Annotated in this window: 22 protein-coding genes; 6 read left to right on the top strand and 16 right to left on the bottom strand. The window is 38.9% G+C overall.

The window, feature by feature from the left end; translation table 11 throughout:
* Positions 1-316: 316 nt before the first annotated feature.
* Positions 317-1,738 (bottom strand): sodium:proton antiporter NhaD, encoded by a 1,422-nt coding sequence (nhaD, locus tag H4J59_RS07545; RefSeq protein ID WP_182238178.1) that lies wholly within the window; start codon positions 1,736-1,738, stop codon positions 317-319.
* Positions 1,739-2,262: 524 nt separating this feature from the next.
* Here nhaD and H4J59_RS07540 point away from each other — a divergent pair.
* Positions 2,263-3,465 (top strand): HupE/UreJ family protein, encoded by a 1,203-nt coding sequence (locus tag H4J59_RS07540; protein ID WP_220469753.1) that lies wholly within the window; start codon positions 2,263-2,265, stop codon positions 3,463-3,465.
* A gap of 306 nt (positions 3,466-3,771) precedes the next feature.
* Here the strand turns inward: H4J59_RS07540 and nqrM are convergent, their stop codons facing one another.
* The 12 genes from nqrM to H4J59_RS07480 form a co-directional block, all read right to left on the bottom strand.
* The gene (nqrM, locus tag H4J59_RS07535; RefSeq protein ID WP_182135079.1) at positions 3,772-3,993 is read right to left on the bottom strand and encodes a (Na+)-NQR maturation NqrM; all 222 of its coding nucleotides are present in this window, start codon (positions 3,991-3,993) and stop codon (positions 3,772-3,774) included.
* A 102-nt stretch (positions 3,994-4,095) separates the two neighbouring features.
* Positions 4,096-5,139: an FAD:protein FMN transferase gene (locus H4J59_RS07530; RefSeq protein WP_182238176.1), complete on the bottom strand. Its 1,044-nt coding sequence runs from the start codon at positions 5,137-5,139 to the stop codon at positions 4,096-4,098.
* A 164-nt stretch (positions 5,140-5,303) separates the two neighbouring features.
* The gene (gene nqrF / locus H4J59_RS07525) at positions 5,304-6,530 is read right to left on the bottom strand and encodes an NADH:ubiquinone reductase (Na(+)-transporting) subunit F (protein ID WP_182238174.1); all 1,227 of its coding nucleotides are present in this window, start codon (positions 6,528-6,530) and stop codon (positions 5,304-5,306) included.
* A gap of 80 nt (positions 6,531-6,610) precedes the next feature.
* Positions 6,611-7,234 (bottom strand): NADH:ubiquinone reductase (Na(+)-transporting) subunit E, encoded by a 624-nt coding sequence (gene nqrE, locus H4J59_RS07520; RefSeq protein WP_182190996.1) that lies wholly within the window; start codon positions 7,232-7,234, stop codon positions 6,611-6,613.
* A gap of 6 nt (positions 7,235-7,240) precedes the next feature.
* Positions 7,241-7,864: an NADH:ubiquinone reductase (Na(+)-transporting) subunit D gene (locus tag H4J59_RS07515; RefSeq protein WP_182233579.1), complete on the bottom strand. Its 624-nt coding sequence runs from the start codon at positions 7,862-7,864 to the stop codon at positions 7,241-7,243.
* Entirely contained in the window at positions 7,864-8,676 is an 813-nt protein-coding gene (locus H4J59_RS07510; protein ID WP_182238172.1) for a Na(+)-translocating NADH-quinone reductase subunit C, read from the bottom strand. The genes H4J59_RS07515 and H4J59_RS07510 overlap by 1 nt, the downstream gene beginning before the upstream one ends.
* Positions 8,669-9,871, bottom strand: a complete 1,203-nt coding sequence (locus tag H4J59_RS07505) for an NADH:ubiquinone reductase (Na(+)-transporting) subunit B (protein ID WP_182238170.1) — start codon at positions 9,869-9,871, stop codon at positions 8,669-8,671. Before H4J59_RS07505 ends, H4J59_RS07510 begins: the two co-directional genes overlap by 8 nt.
* A gap of 2 nt (positions 9,872-9,873) precedes the next feature.
* Positions 9,874-11,211, bottom strand: a complete 1,338-nt coding sequence (locus tag H4J59_RS07500; protein ID WP_182238169.1) for a Na(+)-translocating NADH-quinone reductase subunit A — start codon at positions 11,209-11,211, stop codon at positions 9,874-9,876.
* A 529-nt stretch (positions 11,212-11,740) separates the two neighbouring features.
* On the bottom strand, positions 11,741-12,931 hold the full coding sequence (gene fabV / locus H4J59_RS07495; RefSeq protein WP_182238167.1) for an enoyl-ACP reductase FabV: 1,191 nt from the start codon (positions 12,929-12,931) through the stop codon (positions 11,741-11,743).
* Between the two features lie 276 nt (positions 12,932-13,207).
* Positions 13,208-13,567 (bottom strand): hypothetical protein, encoded by a 360-nt coding sequence (locus H4J59_RS07490; protein ID WP_182238287.1) that lies wholly within the window; start codon positions 13,565-13,567, stop codon positions 13,208-13,210.
* A gap of 333 nt (positions 13,568-13,900) precedes the next feature.
* The gene (locus tag H4J59_RS07485; protein ID WP_182135097.1) at positions 13,901-14,224 is read right to left on the bottom strand and encodes a BolA family transcriptional regulator; all 324 of its coding nucleotides are present in this window, start codon (positions 14,222-14,224) and stop codon (positions 13,901-13,903) included.
* Positions 14,225-14,372: 148 nt separating this feature from the next.
* A complete protein-coding gene (locus H4J59_RS07480; protein WP_220469752.1) occupies positions 14,373-14,948 on the bottom strand; it encodes an alpha-ketoglutarate-dependent dioxygenase AlkB in 576 nt (191 codons plus the stop codon).
* Positions 14,949-15,086: 138 nt separating this feature from the next.
* Between H4J59_RS07480 and H4J59_RS07475 the strand changes: the two genes are divergently transcribed.
* The 5 genes from H4J59_RS07475 to H4J59_RS07455 all read left to right on the top strand — a co-directional run bounded on the left by H4J59_RS07475 (position 15,087) and on the right by H4J59_RS07455 (position 19,502).
* Positions 15,087-16,226 (top strand): methyltransferase, encoded by a 1,140-nt coding sequence (locus H4J59_RS07475; protein WP_182135098.1) that lies wholly within the window; start codon positions 15,087-15,089, stop codon positions 16,224-16,226.
* A 30-nt stretch (positions 16,227-16,256) separates the two neighbouring features.
* Complete coding sequence (locus H4J59_RS07470; RefSeq protein WP_182238165.1) at positions 16,257-16,826, top strand: YajG family lipoprotein; 570 nt, start codon at positions 16,257-16,259, stop codon at positions 16,824-16,826.
* A gap of 37 nt (positions 16,827-16,863) precedes the next feature.
* The gene (locus H4J59_RS07465; RefSeq protein ID WP_182238163.1) at positions 16,864-17,445 is read left to right on the top strand and encodes a peptidylprolyl isomerase; all 582 of its coding nucleotides are present in this window, start codon (positions 16,864-16,866) and stop codon (positions 17,443-17,445) included.
* A 332-nt stretch (positions 17,446-17,777) separates the two neighbouring features.
* Positions 17,778-18,107: a hypothetical protein gene (locus H4J59_RS07460; protein WP_182238161.1), complete on the top strand. Its 330-nt coding sequence runs from the start codon at positions 17,778-17,780 to the stop codon at positions 18,105-18,107.
* A 135-nt stretch (positions 18,108-18,242) separates the two neighbouring features.
* A complete protein-coding gene (locus tag H4J59_RS07455; RefSeq protein ID WP_182238159.1) occupies positions 18,243-19,502 on the top strand; it encodes an AmpG family muropeptide MFS transporter in 1,260 nt (419 codons plus the stop codon).
* Positions 19,503-19,781: 279 nt separating this feature from the next.
* Here the strand turns inward: H4J59_RS07455 and H4J59_RS07450 are convergent, their stop codons facing one another.
* From H4J59_RS07450 to prfB, 3 genes are all read right to left on the bottom strand, one after another.
* Positions 19,782-20,330 (bottom strand): YkvA family protein, encoded by a 549-nt coding sequence (locus tag H4J59_RS07450; RefSeq protein ID WP_182238157.1) that lies wholly within the window; start codon positions 20,328-20,330, stop codon positions 19,782-19,784.
* A 567-nt stretch (positions 20,331-20,897) separates the two neighbouring features.
* Entirely contained in the window at positions 20,898-22,439 is a 1,542-nt protein-coding gene (gene lysS, locus H4J59_RS07445; RefSeq protein ID WP_182190984.1) for a lysine--tRNA ligase, read from the bottom strand.
* A gap of 110 nt (positions 22,440-22,549) precedes the next feature.
* A protein-coding gene (gene prfB, locus H4J59_RS07440; RefSeq protein ID WP_182135111.1) for a peptide chain release factor 2 occupies positions 22,550-23,648 on the bottom strand; the annotation gives its coding sequence in 2 pieces (ribosomal slippage) (positions 22,550-23,572 and positions 23,574-23,648; 1,098 coding nt in all).
* Positions 23,649-23,709 lie beyond the last annotated feature (61 nt).

Here is a 23,709-nt window from a genome sequence, read left to right as displayed (position 1 = left end):
TACCATTTATTAAGCTAGCGTCAATATAGTAAAATAAAGAAATGGCTTAAGTTATCAATATAAATCATTATAAGATGTTGAATGGTAGCGGGCGTAGGCGGTAGTGCAAAGCAACAATTTGCCTGAAATGATTGTTAAAAATGAAGACTGAGTTAAAGAGTGATTAAATAGAGCCAACCACCTTTTCTGGTTACTCATTAAAGCTATTAGTGACTATATTAAGCGGCAAACCAGCTAAGGTTAAATACGCTTTAGGCGTAATAACAATAGCGAGTTCGACACCATATGTTTTCAGTTAAGCTAAATTGAAAACATGTTAACCATTAATCAAAAAGTGTACGCCAATACTTGCCGCGTAACCTAAAGCAATAGCCCAACTCCACTTTAAGTGCCCCATAAAAGAATACATACCTTTGGTTTGCCCCATTAACGCGACACCTGCCGCTGAGCCAATGGACAATAAACTGCCGCCAACCCCCGCGGTCATGGTAACTAATAACCATTGCTGAAGATCCATCACTGGGTTCATACTTAAGACCGCGAAAACTACCGGAATGTTATCAACAATGGCTGATAATACACCTACAGCAATATTGGCATAAGTTGGGCTCCAGTTACTGTACAAGGCCTCTGAAACTAAGCTTAAATAGCCCATAAAGCCTAAACCACCCACGCACATAACAACGCCATAAAAGAACAGTAAGGTGTCCCACTCTGCTCGTGCTATTTTGTCAAAGATATCAAAAGGTATAATATTGCCAAGCTTTTTCAATGCTTCTGCATCGTTTTCAGCTTCGGCTTTATTACGTTTTTTATCTAAAGATCGTGGTAGGCTCATACGTAAATAAAAACCAAAGAATTTTAAGTAACCTAATCCCATCATCATACCTAACACGGGTGGCATATTAACCACACTATGGCATAACACAGCGGTTGCAATGGTCAGCACAAAAAGTGCGACAATTCTTTTTGCTCCTCGTTTTATTTGGAAAGTTTCACTGACGACTGCCGTCGACTTTTCATTGGAAATGAAAAAGCTCATGATGATGGCGGGTACTGCAAAATTGACCACTGAGGGAATAAACAAAACAATAAATTGTTCAAACTTAACCAGCCCTGACTGCCAAATCATTAAAGTAGTAATGTCGCCAAACGGGCTAAATACCCCCCCCGCATTAGCCGCAACAACAATGTTAATGCAGGCTATATTGATAAACTTTTTATCCTTCGACGCCACTTTTAATATAATGGCACACATCAACATAGCAGTAGTTAAGTTGTTAGCAAATGAAGAAATCGCGAAGGCTAAAATACCCGTTACCCAGAACAACGACCTAAGGCTCAAGCCCTTAGAAACCATCCATAAACGCAAGCCATCGAAAATACCTCTTTCTTCCATAGCGTTAATGTAGGTCATGGCCACAAGAAGAAATAATAATAACTGCGCATATTCAAGTAAGTTATGATTAAAGGCTTCCTCTGCCTCTAAGGGCACTCCATGCTGGGTGTATACCCAGCCAATAATTAACCAAATAACACCCGCGGCAACAAGCACAGGTTTTGATTTTCTTAAGTGGATAACGTCTTCACCAATAACCAGTAGGTAGGCGATTGAGAATAAGATAAGGGCAGTGAAACCAAATATCGAGTTGGTTAAATCAATACTGCCGTGACCTGAGGCCCAAGCAGTAACAGGAATACATGAAAGTAACAGAATTAATAATATTTTTTTAAACATAAGTACCTAATGAACTCAATATTGTTCTGGTTATTAGCCTTGACCCATGACTAAAATGGCTCTTTTATTGGCTTGTACTATTTTCAAACTTAACTCGGCTGTTTACTCGCTTTTTAATGTATCAATTTGATCTGATTAAGCGGATAAATTCGCGCTGATAAGTAACGAATAAGGCCCTCTGCTTTGCTAAATCATTTAAATTTTAGCAAAGCAGAAGTATTGCCCACAGTATTATAATCTGCGAAATAACATGTGGCTTATATTATTTTTAAAGTTTTTGCTCTAAATTATAATATATCGCAAAATTTTGTTACTTTCCATCGACATGATAAATAATAAGCTTTAGGTTTAGCTTTTATATTTGTCCATTAATAAGCGCTAGCTAGCAGTAAAGAAGAGGTAAAGGAGAGATAAGTTGTGATATATAAATGTAGAAGTATCCCCTTCATTTTAAAATCACTGTTAATTTTATAAAAGATGCGATAGCTTAGCGCTATTTTTTTCTCACCATAAAGGTTTTTATTTTGCATACGCGAGCACTTTCTCCGCTATATATTTTTATTATTTTATTGACCACAGCATTTTTTTCATGCGCTAGCTCTGCCCATAGCAATGATATTAATAAGGCGACGTTATCGTTAGATAACAGTAAATATTATCAACTTGTTGTTACGGTAGACTTGCTGCATTTACTCAAAAAACATCTCGACATCTCAGGTGATGACGCTCAGGTGATTGGCGTACTCAATCAGCACTCGTTTATTGAACAAAAAAAGCTACTCGAACATCTGCAAGTTATTTTGAGCCAGCAAACTAGTCTGCACTTTACTGATATAAATGAGCATAGAAATATTGACGGGAACATAGAACAAAATCTAAAGCACAATATCTCGCCCTTTAAAGGCTTACAATTACAGCATTTAAAGCGAATATTGTCTCAACAAGCCGGCTTAGCAGAATATAAAGCACAATTAAACGTAATTGGCGATATTCCACAAGGGGTGGATGAAGTTGCCGTGCGATTTTCGCCATTATTGGGTGATATTGTACTGAAAGTGATTCGACCACAGCAAGAAATCATCCGTTCAGCAAGCCTAAGTAACCGTTATAAAATTAGTTTAGCCAACGCCAACTTAGCAGCAAGTAACGCTATAGTACCTACAAGAATAAAACTTGCTGCTGATTATATTTATCAGGGTTTTGTTCATATACTGCCACTGGGCTTAGATCATATTCTTTTTGTTTTAGCCCTTTTACTTTTTGCTAAACGTCGCTCCACTTTACTATGGCAAGTCTCTGCGTTTACCCTAGCGCATACCATTACCCTTGCCTTAGGTATTTACGGTGTTGTAGCCTTGTCTAGCGCAATTGTAGAGCCGCTCATTGCCTTATCTATTGTCTATGTAGGCGTTGAAAATATTTACCGAGCACAAACAAATACCACTAGTTATACACGCATGCCGATAATATTTGCCTTCGGTTTATTACATGGTTTAGGTTTTGCTTCGGTATTAGGCGATCTAGGATTGGCGCAGAGTCAATATGCCTTGAGTTTGATCTCATTTAACATTGGCGTTGAACTAGGACAACTGACGGTTATTGCCCTGGCTTTTATTTGTTTATATCCCTTGAGGAGTAAAGTTTGGTATCAAAAAAGGTTAGTGCTGTCGCTTAATATTGCTATTGCCGTTATCGCTATCTATTGGCTAATTGAACGACTTATTTAAGCGTTTTAGTTAAGTTATTACCATGGTTAATGGCAGAAGTTAATGGTAAATAGTTAACGTTACCTCTAAAATTTCTAACCATTAACTAAGCATCACCTGCCTTGACATCGAGCTACAAGGGTCTGCTAATGCAAAAGAACCACGATGGCTCAAAGCACAATGGCTAAAAGGAACAATGGCTCAAGTCATACGGCTCAACCTAAACAGAAAAAGCTGAGCTTAGCTCACCTTTTTCTAAAAATTATCTTATGTAAACTGCAATTTTTGATAACACAGTGCGCTAAAAACTTTATTTACGCCAACAGCCTAAATATTTTTCACACTGATGTCGCCAATGGTTAATGCCGCTACTCGATCACGTTCTTGGCGCTTTTCACAAGGATCATCACAGTTGCATGACTTATCAATACCAACGTTCGCTAGCCCACCACAACTACCAGCAAGCGTTTTGTTCTGAAATATATAACCTACTGCCATTGCCATAACAATAACGAGAAAAAAACATAAGGTGATTAAAAAAATAACCATAATGAGTGCCTACCTATTTGATAAAACTTTAATAAGTTGATTATAAAAATAACTTTTAAATAACGAGAATAACGTCAGTAACGTAAATAAACCCCTGCAAACCTACTTGAGGTACTGCATGAATTTTACCGTGCTTTGCTCGACAAAGCCATGATCAGTTTTCTCAATAATGTAAACCGCAAGATCATTAGCCTCTGCAAACGCCAGCGCTTTTTCTTCACCCATCACCATCATTGCCGTAGATAAACCGTCAGCAGTCATTGATGATGGATGAATTACCGTCACAGAAACCAGTTTATGATTAATCGGCTTGCCGGTCTTTGGGTCTATGATATGCGAAAATCGTTGGCCGTCAGCTTCAAAATAAATGCGGTAGTCGCCTGAAGTAGCAACCGCGTTATCTTTTGGCACTATGATTTGATGAACAGCACGCTCAGTACTTAAAGGCTTTTCAATCGCAACATGCCAAAGTTCACCGGTATGTTTAAAACCTTTAAGACGCATCTCTCCACCAATTTCAACGAGGTAGTTATTGATACCATTCGCCTCGACGAACTCAGCGACTAAATCAACGCCATAACCTTTGGCAATGGTTGACAAATCAACATAAAGATCGGGAATACTTTTACTTAACATACCATTTTTAAATGCTAACTTATCTAAGCCCACTCGCGCTTTGGTGGCCGCTAATAATTCATTATTTGGTATGGTTTCAGGACGATATTCTGGCCCAAAACCCCATAAGTTAACTAATGGCCCTACCGTTACATCAAGCGCACCATTACTTAGCTCTCCTAAGCGAATAGCTTCTTTAATTACCCTAGCTAAACCTGCTGAGACATTAACCGGCGAAAGTGATCCTGATTGATTGAATGTTGATAATTCAGAATCTGTAATATAGGTCGACATTTCCTGATTGAGTTGTTTTAACTTTTTATCAATACCTTGCTGGATTTTAACTGCGTCTATGTTTTGACCCACAAGTTTAATATTATAGGTGGTGCCCATCGTATTGCCTTGCAACAAATATTCTTGACGAGCAAGATCATTACTGGGTGAACAACCACTAAACACAACTAACATGCTTGTTATTAGCCATAATTTAGCCGCTAATTTGTGCTTAGTTAAGTTAAAACTATATTGCATCACAATATCCTTAATAAAAGTTTATTTAGCTAAAGCAAGCTGCGGCATTGATAAAAAAATACCGCTTGTTTTAGCTAAATAAATTCAGTGATAAAATTAAAAGATAATAGGTATTAAAAAGGCGACCTAGGCCGCCTTTTCGCTTAATGAATTCGCGAACTTAATTAGCCACCGAAATCATCTAACATGATGTTTTCATCTTCAACACCCAGATCTTTCAACATATGAATAACTGCAGCGTTCATCATTGGAGGACCACACATGTAGTACTCACAATCTTCTGGCGCTTCATGGTCTTTCAAGTAGTTTTCATGTAATACGTTATGAATAAAACCTGTCATGCCATCCCAGTTATCTTCTGGTTGTGGATCGGATAACGCCACATGCCAATTGAAGTTGTCATTTTCAGCTGCAAGGCCGTTATAATCATCTTCATAAAACATTTCACGCTTAGAACGAGCACCATACCAAAACGATATTTTACGTTTAGTGTGCAAACGTTTAAGTTGATCGAAGATATGAGAACGCATAGGCGCCATACCTGCACCACCGCCAATAAAGACCATTTCACTTTCGCCTTCTTTGGCAAAGAACTCACCAAATGGACCTGAAATAGTCACTTTATCGCCCGCTTTTAAGCTGAAGATATAAGACGACATTTTACCTGCTGGCAAATGTAAACGCCCTGGAGGTGGCGTAGCAATACGCACGTTCAGCATGATAATGCCTTCTTCTTCTGGATAGTTCGCCATTGAATAAGCACGTAACGTCGGCTCATCAACTTTTGATTCTACATCAAAAAAGCCAAAATGATTCCAGTCACCTTTGTATTGTTCATCGATATCAAAATCGCTGTATTTTACGTGGTGAACAGGTGCTTCAATTTGAATATAACCACCAGCGCGGAAAGGTACAGACTCACCATTTGGAATTTGTAACTTAAGTTCTTTAATAAAAGTTGCTTGGTTATCGTTAGAGATAACTTCACATTCCCATTGCTGAACACCAAAGATTTCATCTTCAAGCACAATATCCATATCTTGCTTAACAGCCACTTGACAGGCTAAACGACAACCTTCTTTTGCTTCACGCTTATTAATATGGCCTGCTTCAGTGGGCAGCAAATCACCACCACCTGAATGTATGTCTACACGACACTGGCCACAAGTACCACCGCCACCACAAGCTGAAGGTATAAAAATACCTTGGTCAGCAAGTGCGCCTAAAAGCTTACCACCAGCCGGTGTTACTACCGACTTTTCTGGGTCGCCATTAATGCTAATCGTAACGTCACCTGAAGAAACTAACTTAGATTTGGCAAGTAAAATCACCACTACTAAGGCTAGCACTATCGCAGTAAACATCGATACGCCGAGAATAATAATTTCCATCGACTTTCCTTTAATTTTCTCTAAGGGTTTTAACTAAGTCATTTACTCGCAAGTAAGTGCTCGCTAAAACCAACATAAACCTAAAGTGAAATACCACCGAAAGAAAGAAAGCCAAAGGCCATCAATCCTGCAGAAATAAACGTAATACCTAGACCTTTTAAGCCATCAGGTACGTCCGAGTATTTCATCTTTTCACGAATACCCGCCATTAATACTATTGCTAACATCCAACCTACACCTGAGCCAATGCCGTAAACAACACTTTCACCTAAGGTTAAGTTTTTTGCTACCATAAACGACACACCACCAAAGATGGCACAGTTAACAGTAATCAAGGGTAAGAAAACACCCAGCGCTTGGTATAGCGCAGGAAAATATTTATCTAATACCATTTCAAGAATTTGCACTAAAGCCGCAATCACACCAATAAAGGTAATAAACGACAAAAAGCTTAAATCTATCGAGTCTTTCGCCTCGGTGACACCCATGACGCTATCTAACGCACCTGGCGCTAAAATCGCTTGATAAATGATTTGGTTAACTGGTACTGCAATGCCTAATACTACAACAACTGCAACACCCAGACCTATCGCCGTGCTAACTTTCTTAGAAACAGCTAAGAATGTACACATACCTAGGAAGAAGGTTAATGCCATATTTTCAATAAATATAGCCTTAACAAATATACTTAAATAATGTTCCATAACGACTTAATCCTTCTCTACTTGTTCTGGCCTGAACTGGCGAATTGCCCAGATAATTAAACCGATAATGAAGAATGAGCTAAATGGTAAAACTAATAAGCCATTACCTTGGTACCAACCGTCATTTTGCACCAAAGTAAACACTTCAAAACCAAATAAGGTACCAAAACCAAATAGTTCACGGAAAAAAGCAACAACCATCAACACAGCACCGTAACCTAAACCATTACCTATACCATCTAAAAAGCTAACCCCTGGCTTTTCTTTCATCGCAAAAGCTTCAGCACGGCCCATCACAATACAGTTAGTAATGATCAGTCCAATAAATACCGACAGCTCTTTTGATAGCTGATAAGAAAACGCTTTTAACACTTGGTCAACCAAAATAACCAGCGAAGCAATAATCACCATCTGTACTATGATACGAACACTTGATGGTATTTGATTACGAATAAGTGAAATAAATAAATTTGAGAAGCCTGTTACTAGCATTACGGCAAGCGTCATAACCAACGCATTCGCTAATGAGCTTGTAACTGCCAGTGCAGAACAAACACCCAGCACTTGTAAGGCGATAGGGTTATTATCAACAACAGGTCCAAATAATACTTTTTTAGTATCAGTAGCCATTAGTTCAATCCTCCAGCGCGGTAGTTAGTAATAAATGGGCCATAGCCCTCTTTGCCTAACCAAAAATGCAATGTATTCTCAACACCATTACTGGTCAAGGTTGCACCAGACAAGGCATCTACGCCGTGAATATTGCCAGCTTTAGCACCACCTTTAACAATTTGAATCGCTATATTACCTTGTTCGTCAAACATTTCCTTACCTGGCCACAAAGCTTTCCACTTAGGGTTAAGTACTTCAGCACCTAAGCCCGGCGTTTCTTTTAGATCAGAATAGATAACGCTTTTCACAGTATTTAAATCAGACTCTAAACCAACAAAGCCGTACATTAGATCCCATAAGCCAGAGCCAACAATAGGCAATACTATCGTTGATACCTTACCTTGTTCATCTTTAATCAAATAAACCACGGCGTTATCCGCTTGACGATTAATACCAGCGATATCATTTTCAGGTTTTGAGCTTTTATTGACATCACGCGCATCAGCACGCTCATCAAAGGTTTTAACATTACCTTCAATGACTTTACCTGTTGCTAAGCTAATCATCTTGGCATCAACATACTTTTCATACGTATCAACAATACTTTCAGATTCACCACCCAAAGCTTTAATATTTTCCGCTTTAAGCGCTATCGCTAATAAACCAGATGCTTCAAGGATTTTAGTTTGCTTATCAAGCAATTTATTGGCAGTTTGTAAGGGTTTTAAACCAACCGCCGAAATTGATACTAAGGCAGCACAAACTAAACAAATTATAAATACGAAACCAACAGTTCCGCCGAAAGTTTCTTTCTTTTTAGTATCAGACATTACGAGCAAGCCTCCGTTTGATATTGCCTTGAGCCACAAAGTAATCAAGTAGTGGAGCAAACAAGTTAGAGAATAAAATAGCTAACATAATACCTTCTGGGAATGCTGGGTTAACCACACGTATCAGTACCACCATCAGACCAATCATTGCCCCGTACCAATATTTACCTTTATTGGTAAATGCTGCGGTTACTGGGTCTGTTGCCATAAACATCATACCAAAAGCAAAACCACCACTGACAAGGTGCCAATACCAAGGCATAGCAAACATAGCATTGGTATCACTACCAATGGCATTAAATAGCATTGACGTTAACACCATACCGGTGAACACACCCAACACGATGCGCCATGAGGCAATACCTTTATAAAGTATATAAGCACCACCAAGCAGAACCATTACCGTGGAAACCTCGCCAACAGAGCCTGGGATATAGCCTAAGAAAGCATTCCACCAATCAGTACCAATGGTATAATCGTTTAGCCCTTGGCTTGCTGCACTTAGCGTTGTTGCACCCGAGTAACCGTCAACAGCAACCCACACAGAGCCACCAGAGATATCCGTTGGATAAGCAAAGTATAAAAACGCACGACCGGCTAATGCTGGATTTAAGAAGTTTTTACCTGTACCACCAAATATTTCTTTGGCAATAACAATACCAAAGGTAATACCGATAGCAGCTTGCCATAACGGAATAGTTGCCGGTAAGATCAACGAGAAAAGTACTGAACTAACAAAGAAACCTTCGTTAACTTCATGCTTGCGCACTGAGGCAAACAACACTTCCCAAAAGCCACCGACAACAAATACTGTGGCATAGATAGGTAAGAAGAACACTGCACCGTAACACATCATGCTGAACCAACCAGATTCTGCAGATAGGCTACCGCCCAACATTTCAAACAAACCGACTTGCCAATTATCAGGTAAAGCGTAACCGGCCGCTAATGCGTCAGCCGCTTGAAAACCAATGTTGTACATACCCCAGAACATGGCAGGGAAAACCGCTAGCCATACTGTGATCATAATACGTTTAAGATCCATACTGTCACGAATGTGAGTTTGACCTTTATTCACTTTACCAGGCGTAAATAGCCCTGTTGCAACCGCTTCGTAAAGCGCATACCAAGTTTCAAATTTACCGCCTTTTTCAAATTGCGGTTCAATATCTTCAATAAACTTTTTCAAGCCCATGACTAACCTTCCTTCTCAATTATGGTTAGGCAATCACGAAGGATCACGCCGTAATCTGTTTTGCCTGGACAAACAAACGTACACAAGGCTAAATCTTCTTCATCAAGCTCTAAAGCACCAAGCTGTTGCGCTCTGTCGGTATCACCGGCACATAAATCACGCAATAACAATGTCGGTAAAATATCTAACGGCATAACACGTTCGAAATTACCAATAGGCACCATAGCTCGAGAACTGCCATTGGTTGTAGTCGTCATGTTGAACAACTTCTTAGGGAAGAAGTGTGACATGTACGCACGCGTTACCGAGAATTTATTAGGGCCCGGGTACATATAACCAATAAACTCTTTTTCTCTACCTTCAAGGATCAGACAGATTTGCGTGTGATAGCGACCTAAGTAATCTTTAACACCTGAAGCAATTGCGCCTAATAGCAATGAACCTGAAACGACACGTAACTCACCATCAAGTTTTTCATCAGCAATAATTTCTGCAACATTTGCACCTAATACGGTACGAATCAAGCGAGGGTTCTTTGCAGCAGGGCCAGCTAAAGAAATAATACGACTACTGTCTAATTCACCAGAAGTAAACAAGTTACCAATCGCAATTACATCTTGATAGCCAGCATGCCATGCAACTTTATCAGCACTAACAGGCTTCAAAAAATGCATATGTGTGCCAACTAAACCAGCAGGATGTTTTCCAGAAAATTCATTGACAATAGCAGATGAATTAACCGCAATATCACTATCTGGCGCTTTGCTGACAAAAACTTCACCGTCAGTTAAGCGCGCAAGCACAGTTAAACCGTTCGCAAATGCGGCACTTTGCTCGGCAATAATTAGTGCTGGATTTGCTGCCAATGGATTAGTATCCATAGCGCTAACAAATATGGCAACAGGCTTGGCATCTACCGCAGGAACTTTACTAAATGGACGTGTACGTAATGCCGTCCACAAACCTGAGTTAATTAGGTTTGCAACAACATCTTCACGCGCAATGGAGTTGAGTTCGTTAGCTGCATAACAAGTAAACGTTTCTTGCTCACTGCCACCAATTTCGATGACTACTGATTGCAATACGCGCTTTTCGCCACGATTAATTTCTTTAACAACACCTGAAGCTTGAGCTGTGAATATAACGCCAGGATTCTTTTTATCTTCAAAAAGTGCCTGACCTTTTTTAACGCTTTCTCCAACCTTAACAAACATGGTTGGGCGCATACCCACAAACTCTTCACCTAATGTTGCAACAGTTTTGATGGACGGACCATCATGGATTACCTGCTGGGGGGCACCTACTACAGGAACATCCAGACCTTTTTTTATTGTAATCATAAACACTTGCACTACTTTTGATGGGAGTAATCAAAATCAATTTTTGAGCTATTTAACTGCACTTTCTGTTGCAAAACACCACAACAATGAGCGCAGACAAATAACAAAACGACTGATTTCAGTGTATTTCAGCAAAGTCTTAATTTACTTTTGATAAATCAAGGTTCACTGGCTCTAGTTAAAATTTCTGGCGCGATTCTAGCACAAAACCACATTTTGATTCTATCTTAAGCAGCACAAAAAATAACAATTTAGTCGAATAATCTCTAATTCGGGTGATATTAGAACGAAATATCGTTTTTTAGTAGAAATTTGCTACGATAAAGCATCACATCCAGTTAATAATTGACTCATTATTCTCTGTAATAAAGTTGTAAACAACCGAAATTATAAAGCATAAATAACGCCTAATCGACATAAAAAAACCGACAAATTGTCGGTTTTTTTAATCACAAATATTAGGTTACTAATTCATCACGCACTAGCCTGTATAACTTTCAGCATTAAATTTTATGTAATTTGAAACAAGTTACAACAAATTATTGATCGCCAATTCTGGATTAATATCTGCGTCATAATCAACGCCAGCTAAATCAAAACCAAATAACTTCAAAAACTCTTGATGATAACCAAGGTAATCGGTTAATTCATCAATGGTGTCGCTATCAACCGTATTCCAAATATCAGTGACACGTTTTTGTACGCTGTCTTCAAGTTCTTTGTTATTTTGACGCAAACGCCCAGCTTCATCAATAATAGGGTTTTTTCCGTATATATTTTCTCTAAACAAGCCTTGAATTTGCTCAATACACCCTTCATAAGTGCCATCAGCTTTCATCACTTTAAACATCGCTGAAATATATAATGGCATAATAGGAATTGCCGAACTGGCTTGTGTTACCACGGCATTAAGTGACGTAACATAAGCCTCGCCCTTAATATTAGCTGTTGTCGCTTTTATTGCTGTTGACGCACGATCTAAATCTTCTTTTGCACGACCAATAGTGGCATGTCCGTATATTGGCCAAGTTAATTCTTTACCAATATAGGTATAAGCAACGGTTTTAAAACCATTAGCCAGTACACCCGCATCGCCGAGTGCTTTAATCCAAAGCTCCCAATCAGCACCACCCATAACATCGATAGTGCCTTGAATTTCTGCTTCTGTAGCCGCATCCACTGACATTGTATCAATCGTACGTTTAGAGGTATTTAAGTTTTTCGTCGTAACACTTTGACCAATAGGTTTAAGTGCTGATGAATAGACTTCACCCGTATCCGGATCCGTACGACGTGGCGACGCTAAGCTATATACAATTAGGTCAATTTCACCTAATTCTGCTTTTATAGCGGCAATAGCTTTTGCCTTAATTTCATGAGAAAAAGCATCGCCATTAATATTTTTTGACCACAGGCCTGCTTGGTCAGCCGCCGCTTGAAAAGCAGCCGTATTATACCAACCCGCTGATGCGGTTTTTCTTTCTGTTGGTGGCTTTTCAAAGAAAATACCTAATGTTTTAGCGTCATTACCAAAAGCCGCTGTGATTCGAGATGACAAGCCGTAACCTGTTGATGCACCAATAACTAATACGTTCTTAGGCTTATCATCGGCTTGAGGCTGACTTTTTACATAAGCAATTTGCTCATTAACATGCGCTGCACAACCGGCAGGATGAGCATTAGTACAAATAAAACCACGAATTTTTGGCTTAATAACCATAACTATACCTTCTTAGTGTCACTTCAAAATCCCAATAACATACAACACCAAGTAGTATCGTGATACGGGGTTATTCAAAGTAACAATTTGAGTTTGAAAAATGCTTAATTAAAATTAATTAAGCTTAATTTACTGTCTACAAACAATTTGCCGACTAGTTTACTCTGGCTTGACCTCTTAAGAGATGCGACCAGTGGTGAAACTCAGTCATGCTAGACAATACTTGACTACAACCAACGATAATATTCGACAAAAGCCGACAACATTGTTAAAAAATCAGCGATTTTGGTCATAAGCTTGCAAGGTTAATTTATTATACGCTCGCATAGATGCTAAAAATTCACTGTATGACTGCCATACGCGGGCAAAATATTTATCTGCTTTAACCTGTTCTTTAATCAAGGCGTTCTTATGCTGTTTTAATGCTAACATAACTTCAGCAGGCATTTGACGTAATTGCACATTATGCGCTTTAATCAGGGCTATTAATGCCATATTGTCACGGGCTTCTGCTAAGGTTGATTCATTTACCGCATTAACAACCACTTCAATAATACTATGCAAATCAACAGGCAAAGCAGCAAAAGCTTGTTGGCTAACTAAAAACGCTAAGCCAGTGCCTGGCTCATGACATATTGATGATTAATACTAGTCTGCGGCCTGATAAAATTCGGAAGCTAACTCATTGTATAGCTTACACAGCAAAGATCTTTAATATCGACATTCATGGTTCTACTAATGCCGTGGAGCCATAGTCTTACATAGCTATAAACCACTCAATAGAGCGATTACCTAGATGGCTAGGAACTGCTATGTGATCGCTGCATACCCTAAGTCCTGTACATCGCTGCTCTTTCACATCCATGTGACCGCTGCATACCGCACATCCTGTACATAAAAACACCGTTAATATGACATTAACGGTGCAAAATATAATAGCGAGCTATTTACCTGAGATACGCGGATAATTTATCCTGTTTTTTTGCTACCGCCTAAGCATTTAGGTGATAAAGGTGTGTTCTCAGCGTAATAGTTTTTCCACTCTTGTTCAGTATAAGTATGTAGGGCAAGTGCATGTATTTTATCTGCAAGCTCTGTCGCTAATAATGTGTTAATGGCGCGATGGCGCTTAATCAAACGTTCGCCTTCAAATTCATCTGAAACAATAATCACTTTAAAGTGCGACTCGCTACCCGGTGCAACATTATGCATATGACTTTCATTAATTACATCGAGATGAAGGGGTGAAAAAGCAGCAAGTAGTTTTTCTTCAATAATAGCTTCGATTGTCATAGTATTTTCCCTAAAGTTGATCGGCTGATGGATCAGTTTTAATTTTAGTCGTTACTGACAATTATGCCATCTATCTAGACGACTGACAGCGTTATTTTAAATATTATTCTTACTATTTAAATCTTTTTTAAAATTGCTAAAATAAACCTTAACGGCATATTTTGCGAAAGGTCAGGTTGATACGTGGCGCTATTGCCTTACTTCTTTTAGGTAGGCAGTGTTGCCAGTATTTTTGTGTATTTCCTCGCATAATCAGTAAGCTACCCGGCCTAAGCTTAATGTTTATTTTTTCTTTAGTGATAATATGTTTAAGTTGAAATTCACGTTCTGCGCCAAAAGATAACGAAGCGATAGTTGGCATTAGACCTAATTCAGGCTCATCATCACTATGCCAGCCGACACTGTCATCTTGATTACGGTATAAATTTGCTAATACCGCATTAAACTCATGGTCACAATAGTCGCTAACTTTTGCTTTCAGTGCCCGTAAACTTTCGGTCCAAGGTTGGGCTGTCAAGGTCATATTTGAATAACGGTAACTGAGGTTATTATCACCATACCAAGCTTGTAATCTTGGTATTTTCATCACTTTGCCAAACATTTTAATATCATCATGGCGCCAAGCTAACTTTTGCTCAAGTTGGTGAAAAAACAGTTGTGCTTTATCTGCAGCATAAAAGTTTTCGATATAATCTATATCAGCATCAGGAGATAGTATTTTCAAACCAATAGCTTCCTTATGATGTTTTAATGATGAGTTTGTCTTATTTAACGCTATTATCTCGATAAAATCCGCAATTAACTAGCTCGTAGTGATAAATTTTGTCACAATATCAGTAACGCCAACCAAGTATTTATCACTATGATCAGCCCTTTTATTCTCAATGACAAAAACCTTTTTCTCGATCGTTTTCCAACCGGCCAAGTCAATCGAAGCTTGCAAGCATGGGACGCCGCTGATGAATATATAATTAGTTACGTAGAGCAACAACTATTAACTAGCTCAAAACAAAACATTCTTATTTTCAATGATAGTTTTGGCGCTATAAGCTGCAACTTAACTGAGCAGCAGTTGTATTGTGTTAGTGACTCATTTTTAAGTCATCAAGGTATTGAACTTAATTTAGAGCAAAATGGTTTATCAGAAGAAAATATCACCCTGCTGAGCAGCCTAGATGATTTACCTAGCGATATTAACATCGTGCTTTATAAAATTCCAAAAAGCAAAGGCCTACTTTGCCAACAACTGAGCAAAATAAAACAGCAGCTGAGTAAAGATGTTATTTTTATCGCCTGCGATCGCGCTAAGGAAATTCACAGTTCGACACTTAAATTGTTTGAAAATTACTTAGGCACAACAACAACATCATTAGCGGTAAAAAAAGCGCGACTGGTTTTTAGTCAACTCGATAATGACAAAGCATTATCGGCGGTGTTTCCAACCTCATGGCCATTAGAAAACACCGATTTCACCCTACATAATCACGCCAACGTTTATGCCCGAGAAAAACTCGATATTGGTGCGCGTTATTTTATGGAAAACTTACCCAATGTTGCGGCAAATACTGAGGTTATCGACCTCGGCTGTGGCAATGGTGTTATTGGCTTACAGGTATTATCAAAGCAGCCCGCAGCGCAAGTGCACTTTATCGATGAGTCTTACATGGCGATCGCATCAGCAAAATTAAATATGACTGAAAATTTACCCTCAGCTATTGAGCAGTGCCATTTTCTAGTCAACGATTGTTTAACCAGTGTTGAGGGCGGTAGTGTTGATCTTGTATTATGTAACCCGCCATTTCATCAACAAACCGCCACCACAGATCATATCGCGTGGCAGATGTTTAAAGACAGCCACCGGGTATTGAAAAAAGGGGGTGAGTTACGCATTATTGGCAACCGTCAACTGGGTTATCATATAAAATTACAACGTATTTTTGGTAATGAAAAGTTGATTGCCAGTAACGAGAAGTTTGTCACTATTTCAGCAATAAAACGTTAATTTTGTCACTTTAAGTCTAAAGGATATAAGATGAAATCAAGTGTAATAAAGGTGCTACTTTTAAGCGCTACTAGCTTGTTATTTGCCTGTAGTGCGCCAATAAAGCAGGTTATTGTCAGCCCTGAAATCAATGTAGGTAGCAGTAATGCCTTCCAACAAAAGCAAGTGCAATTACGCTTTAGTGATTTGCGCCGCTCAAACCATGTTGTGCAAATTTTACGTGCTGGCGAAGCCACACAGTTATATTCACCTCAACAGCGCATAGTTGATATTGTATCGACAGCACTTACCCCGGCATTAATCGCTAATGGTCTAAAAATACAGCCGCTAGCCGTTAATCAAGTGGACGTTATTATCGATAATGCCTTGGTCAGTGTTCAACAACAACTGTTAAAATATAGCGCTAGTAATCAAATGAGTTTTCGTGTGGTTGTCAATAATGGCAAAAACACCTTAACAAAAACATTTAAGATTACCGGTACCAGCAAGGGCCCTCTAAAAGCAGACCTTGCGGTATTAGAGCGCGATTTTAACCAACAACTGACAAAATTATTAAGCCAAATAGTACAAAGCGAAGAGTTACAGCAGTTTATTCAATAGCACAATAACTTAATAACCGAGTGTCGAGAGAGCCATAATGAAAATTTTTTCAGTGATATTATTATTACTTTCATTTACCTGTAGTGGCAAAAATTTAGCCATTGATCCTGATAATTTGTTCCCACGGGTTAAATTAGAAACCTCAATGGGCATCATTATTGTAGAGCTTGATAGGATACGTGCTCCCATTACTGTCGATAATTTTTTAACTTATGTGGTTAGAGGCGAATACAACAACACTATTTTTCATCGTATTGTGCCTGAATTTATTGTCCAAGGTGGAGGCTATAGCCAAAACTTTGAACTTAAAAAAGTCGATAATACCATCATAAATGAGTCAGGCAATGGTTTAAAAAATGTCATAGGCACGATTGCCATGGCAAAAGAAAACCGTCCTCATACCGCTAATAGACAATTTTTTTTCAACGTTGCAGATAATAGCAGTTTAGACCCCGGCAGACATTGGGGTTATGCAGTTTTTGGGGCCATCGTTGAAGGTCAAGCAGTCGTAGATGCCATGGCCTTAGTGAAAACAGATTATAATGGCGAAATGGGCTGGGAAGATGTGCCTATTGAACCTATTATGTTAATTAAGGCCATTTTATTGCCTGCCATCTAAAGCACTTATCTAAAATTGATTAATCATATACTGGCCTTATTGGTTTTTATAAGCGCACCCTTAATGATAAGAAAATAGATGATAAATAACATTTCTTTGATAGAAAACACTTTTCAAGTGGTTTTTTGGTTACTAAATCACTTTTTTACACGGCCCATAAGTCACAATTGAACAACAGGTCAACGTTGACAATTTTAGTTTTATCGACGATAACTAAAGCAGCATCAAAAAATATTATAAAGCGAGCAACACTCTTATATACCCGAGTATATACCAGAATTTCATACCAGAGCTAAGCTACTTTATTAGCTACATTTAGAAAAAGGAACATAATGATAATTGAGCAGTTTATCAATGAAAAAATCACACAAATTAGGGCCTATATTACCGCTGTTATTAATCATTCTCTGCACTACACTGAGCTTGATAAATTTGTCGAAAACACCATGGCAGACTGGACTTTACTTCAGGTGAGTGACGAAACGCCCAATAATGCTAGAGAACGTGTATTTTGGCATATAATGCATGAACTTAGTTTGCACAGCGCTAATGACCTTGAACGTGATTTATACTTTAAAAGTGAGATATCCACCTGTTTAGAGTTTTTCTCTGGAACGGGCAGTTATCCTATTGATTGCATAGGTTGGCGCCCAATACCTTAATATTACAAGATTAAAAAAAATCCATAGGTAAGCAGTAATAACTAATTGCCTGTTTCAAAATATTAAACTTCTGTTTACTAATACATTTTGATAGCCTTACAACATTATATTCTCGCATTCATTAGGCTTTGAGCAATGCAATCCCCGACCTTTAAACAAGCAATACTCAATCGCCGCATGCTAATTTGTATATTCACTGGCTTTAGCTCCGGACTGCCTTTGTTTATTCTTTATCAACTGGTGCCGGGTTGGTTACGCTCAGAGGGTGTTAGTCTTACCGAAATTGGTTTGTTTTCCTTAATTGGTATTCCCTACGTATGGAAATTCATTTGGTCGCCATTAATGGACCGCTATTCATTACCGGTATTGGGACGCCGCCGCAGTTGGATGTTACTCACCCAGGTATTATTGCTCTTCTCTATTGCAGGTTTTGGTTTTGTTGACCCCGTAATGAATATCTGGAATGTTGCCTACCTAGCAGCCGCTGTGGCATTTTTTAGTGCTAGTCAAGATATTGTACTCGATGCCTATCGTCGAGAATTACTGCCTGAGCATGAACTTGGCCTAGGTAACTCTATTCACGTACAAGCTTACCGGCTTTCTGGCTTAGTGCCGGGTTCGTTGGCCTTTATTCTTTCTGACCATATCAGTTGGCAAGCAGTATTTATTATTGTCGCCGCGTTTATGCTAATAGGCGTTATCTTGAGCCTTTCAATCAAAGAGCTTAATAACACCGCCCAAGCACCAAAAACATTACAGCAAGCCGTTATTTTACCGTTTAAGGACTTTATTAGTAGAGAAGGTACAAAATCTGCGTTACAAATTCTCGCTTTTTTGTTTTTATATAAACTCGGCGACAGTATGGCAACGGCTTTACAAACGCCATTTTTTATCGACTTAGGTTTTACTAAAACTGAGATAGGTGTGGTGGCTAAAACAGCGTCATTAATTGCTATGACTATAGGTTTGGCTGTTGGTGGTATCGTAATGATTAAATTAAGTATTAATCGTGCGCTTTGGTTGTTTGGTTTTGTGCAAATAATAAGTATACTAGGTTTTGCAGCCCTCGCAGAAATTGGCCACAACACCTACGCTTTAGCTTTCGCTATGGGCTTTGAGTATTTGGGTGTGGGTCTTGGCACAGCGGCCTTTACCGCTTTTATTGCCCGAGCGACTAACCCAGCATTTGCAGCAACACAATTTGCATTATTTACCGCATTAACCGCACTGCCAAGAACATTTGCCAATGCCACCACAGGCGTTATTGTTGAGCAAATAGGTTGGACTAATTTTTACTTTATATGTACGGCATTAGCGATACCCGGTATGTTAATGCTATTAAAAGTGGCGCCATGGCGCGAGCCATCAAAAACAGTAACGCAGGAGATAGCGTAAATATGATCCAACTATTTTTTCTCGTCCCTATACTCATGAGCGCCATTTGGTATTGGTATTTAAGCAATAATAATTACACCATTAAACAGGGCTTAAAAGGCTTTGGTTATATCTTTGCTTTTAACGCTACTATTATCGCTTTTTTCATTTTAATGTTATTTATAACGCATTAATTCATCTAGCTATCTTAAAAAGTTTAAAAATTTGAAAGTTGAAAAAGTCATTTAATGCGGCTTTTTCAAACCTTGAGTTCAATAAAATAAACTGATCGGTTTTCAGTTAAAAAACTGAACGAAAACCTGAACGAGAACTACTGCGACCTGAACGACGATTTCTCATTCTACTGTGCAACTCTTTTCGCTTAGTGTCTAACCACTCCTCTCGAGTAATAGTTTCGCCGCTATGACGACCTTCTTCACGCTTTCGGTAGTGACAAAACTCTAAGAAAGCCTCGATGTCATCTTTAAGTTCTTCAACAACTAGTTCAATCATGATGGCATCATCTAAAAAACCTAACACCGGAATATGATCAGGCACTAAATCCTCAGGATCACTAAAATAAGCCAAAGCACTTAATACATCAGCCCGCTCTTGGTCAGGTATTTTCCACTCCGAATCTTCAATCATAGCGACCAACGTTGCTAATTTTTTAATTCTTTCACTAACAAATAGCGGCACATCAACTTGAATGTCTTTACTCAGGATTTTTGCATTAGCTAATATTTCTGCTTCAGTTAAATGTTTTGCTTCTGATTTAGCTGCTCGCATCACATCACGAAAATACGCTAAATCTGACTCTTTTAATTCAAAGGTAACTTCAAATGCCATTTTAATTCTCCTAATATTTGGCTTACTTTGATCGGTAACCCTTTAAATTTAACAGAACATTGACAATACACCACTAATGCAGACAAATATAAACCATTCATTTAAATAACCCTTGTGCTATTTAAGCTTGATTTTGGCCACGAAATTATTGCAATCTAAGTTGATAAACAAAGCGATTAAAATTATATTGCGGCCAAAAAAAGCCTAATAAAAAAATTAACTACTTGTTTATATTATTAAAAATAAAATGACTTATATTGTAAAGACCCTAGCTTATAAATACTTAGTGGGAATAACCATTAGCTGAACTGAACCTACTGTGCCGCCACGTTTTTTTTGCAGGGAGATAAGTCATTAGAGTAGTGAAGGAGTAAATACCGAAAGGTACTCATAGCTGAAAAGATAGGATGTCTGAGCGAGGCCTGAACATGGTCGTTCTTCACGTCGACGACAAGGATGCTCTAATGCCTTGAAAGACAGAACGCCTGAACATAAAAAAGCACCCTAAGGTGCTTTTTTCATTATGTATTTAACTCAGCTTATTCAGCGAGTATCGCCAAGTGGGTATTACTCAGCAATTGGACGCATATGCGGAAACAAAATAACGTCTTTAATAGTCGGTGAATCGGTAAACAGCATGACTAATCGATCAATACCAATACCTTCACCCGCTGTTGGCGGTAAACCGTATTCAAGTGCTTGAATATAGTCAGCGTCAAAGTGCATGGCTTCGTCATCACCGGCATCTTTACCTGCAACTTGATTTCTAAAACGCGCCGCTTGGTCTTCAGCATCATTAAGCTCTGAGAAACCGTTGGCTAGTTCACGACCACCAACAAAAAACTCAAAACGGTCAGTGATAAATGCGTTGTCATCATTTCTACGAGCTAATGGCGATACTTCCCACGGATATTCTGTGATAAAGGTCGGTTGGTCAAGCATATGCTCGGCAACTTCTTCAAAAATCTCACAAACATACTTACCAGCACCCCAGACTTTAGATGCTTCAGTTTCCTTAACACCTACTTGTTTTGCCATGGCTTTTAAGGCATCAAAATTAGCTTCTGGGTCACGTAAAACCGCTTCATCAAGGTTGGTACCATATTGTAAAATCGCATCAACCATAGACAGACGAGTAAACGACTTACCAAAATCATAGAACTTCTCTTCTACAACTTCACCGTCAGAGTTTTTAACGGTATTACGAATAATAGCTGACCCCATAACGTCTTCAGCTAGAGTACGTAACATTTCTTCAGTAAGGTTCATTAGGTCATGATAATCAGCATAAGCTTGGTAGAATTCAATCATGGTAAATTCTGGATTATGACGTGATGATAAGCCTTCATTACGAAAGTTACGGTTAATTTCAAAAACTTTCTCAAAACCACCAACAACCAAGCGCTTCAAGTAAAGCTCTGGGGCAATACGCATATACATTTGAATGTCTAGGGCATTGTGGAATGTTTCAAAAGGCTTCGCCGTTGCACCACCAGGGATGGTTTGTAGCATAGGTGTTTCAACTTCCATAAAATCACGGTCAGTTAAAAACTTGCGAATACCATCAACAATTTTTGAACGAATTTTAAAGGTGTTACGCGTTTCTTCATTGATGATCAAATCAACGTAACGTTGGCGATATTTTGTTTCAACATCTGATAAGCCGTGAAACTTTTCTGGTAATGGACGCAGTGACTTTGTTAACAGCTCGTATTTATCCATATTGACGTATAAGTCGCCTTTACCTGACATATGCATAGTACCGGTAACACCAATAATATCGCCAATGTCTAAAGTGCCCCAACGCTCTTTAATATCTTTTTGCACCGTTTTATGGGCATAAGCCTGAATACGGCCGGTCATATCTTGTAAGACTAAAAATGGACCACGTTTTGCCATAACACGACCAGCAATGCTGTAAAGACCGGTTTCAGCTTCAAGCGTTTCTTTATCTTTTTCACCGTGTTCAGCTTGCAAATCAGCAGCATAATGTTTTCGGTCAAACTTGTTAGGGTGGCCATTAGCCGGACAGTTTTCTCGAATTTTTGCTAATTTGCCACGACGCTCGGCAATCAATTTATTTTCGTCTTGGTGTGCTTGATCAGTCATTTTATTTCTCGTGTGTTAACGTAACATGGAATTTAAGCTAAGTTATTTAGCGCTCAAATCTTGCTATTACAGGTATATTCTATTAAAAATAGTTTAAATTAATTAAGTACTTATAAGCCAGATTTCAAACTAGCTTTTAAAAATTTGTTTAAATCACCGTCTAATACTGCCTGAGTATTGCGATTTTCTATGCCAGTGCGTAAGTCTTTAATACGGCTGTCATCTAAAACATAAGAGCGTATTTGACTACCCCAGCCAATATCTGACTTGCCATCTTCTAATTCTTGTTTACCTTCATTTTGCTTTTGCATTTCCATTTCATACAATTTAGCTTTTAGCAATTTCATCGCGGTAGCACGGTTTTTGTGCTGTGAACGATCAGCCTGACAAGCCACTACTGCGCCGGTTGGCTCATGGGTAATACGTATGGCAGAATCAGTTTTGTTAACATGTTGACCACCCGCACCAGAGGCACGAAAGGTGTCTATGCGTAAATCTGCTGGGTTAATATCAATTTCAATATTGTCGTCTATTTCTGGGTAAATAAACGCAGAAGCAAACGAGGTATGACGACGACCACTTGAATCAAAGGGTGACTTGCGTACTAAACGATGCACACCGGTTTCTGTCCGTAACCAACCAAAAGCATACTCACCCGTGTATTTAATGGTGCAACCTTTAATACCGGCGACATCACCGCCGGTGACTTCAATGGCTTCTGTTTTGTAACCATTGGCTTCACCCCAGCGTAAATACATGCGCATCAGCATTTCTGCCCAATCTTGTGCTTCTGTACCGCCAGATCCTGATTGAATATCTAAATAGCAGTTGTTGGCGTCGTGATCACCAGAAAACATCCGACGAAATTCTAGTTTTTCAAGGCTAACTTCTAAGGTTTTTGTTTCAGCTTCAGCGTCATTAAAGGTTTCTTCGTCGTCGGCTTCAACGGCAAGTTCAACCAAGCCTTCAATGTCTTCACAACCTGAGTCCATTTGTTGAATAGTTTCAACCACAGCTTCTAATGCCGCACGTTCACGACCTAGTGCTTGTGCACGTTCAGGGTTATTCCACACATCGGCAGATTCTAATTCTCGCGTAACTTCAACCAAGCGTTCTGACTTTTGGTCGTAGTCAAAGATACCCCCGAAGCAGATTGGTGCGTTCACGAATTTCTTTAATTTTATTGAGTACTGGATTAACTTCTAGCATATTTTTTATCTGTCACGCCGTAATTGATGAATAAAGGGAAAAACAAAAAAAATAGTCGCGC

Origin of the sequence: Colwellia sp. MB02u-10, from assembly GCF_014077185.1 — a bacterium.
Lineage (GTDB): Bacteria > Pseudomonadota > Gammaproteobacteria > Enterobacterales > Alteromonadaceae > Cognaticolwellia.
This window is presented reverse-complemented; position numbering and strand designations above follow the sequence as displayed.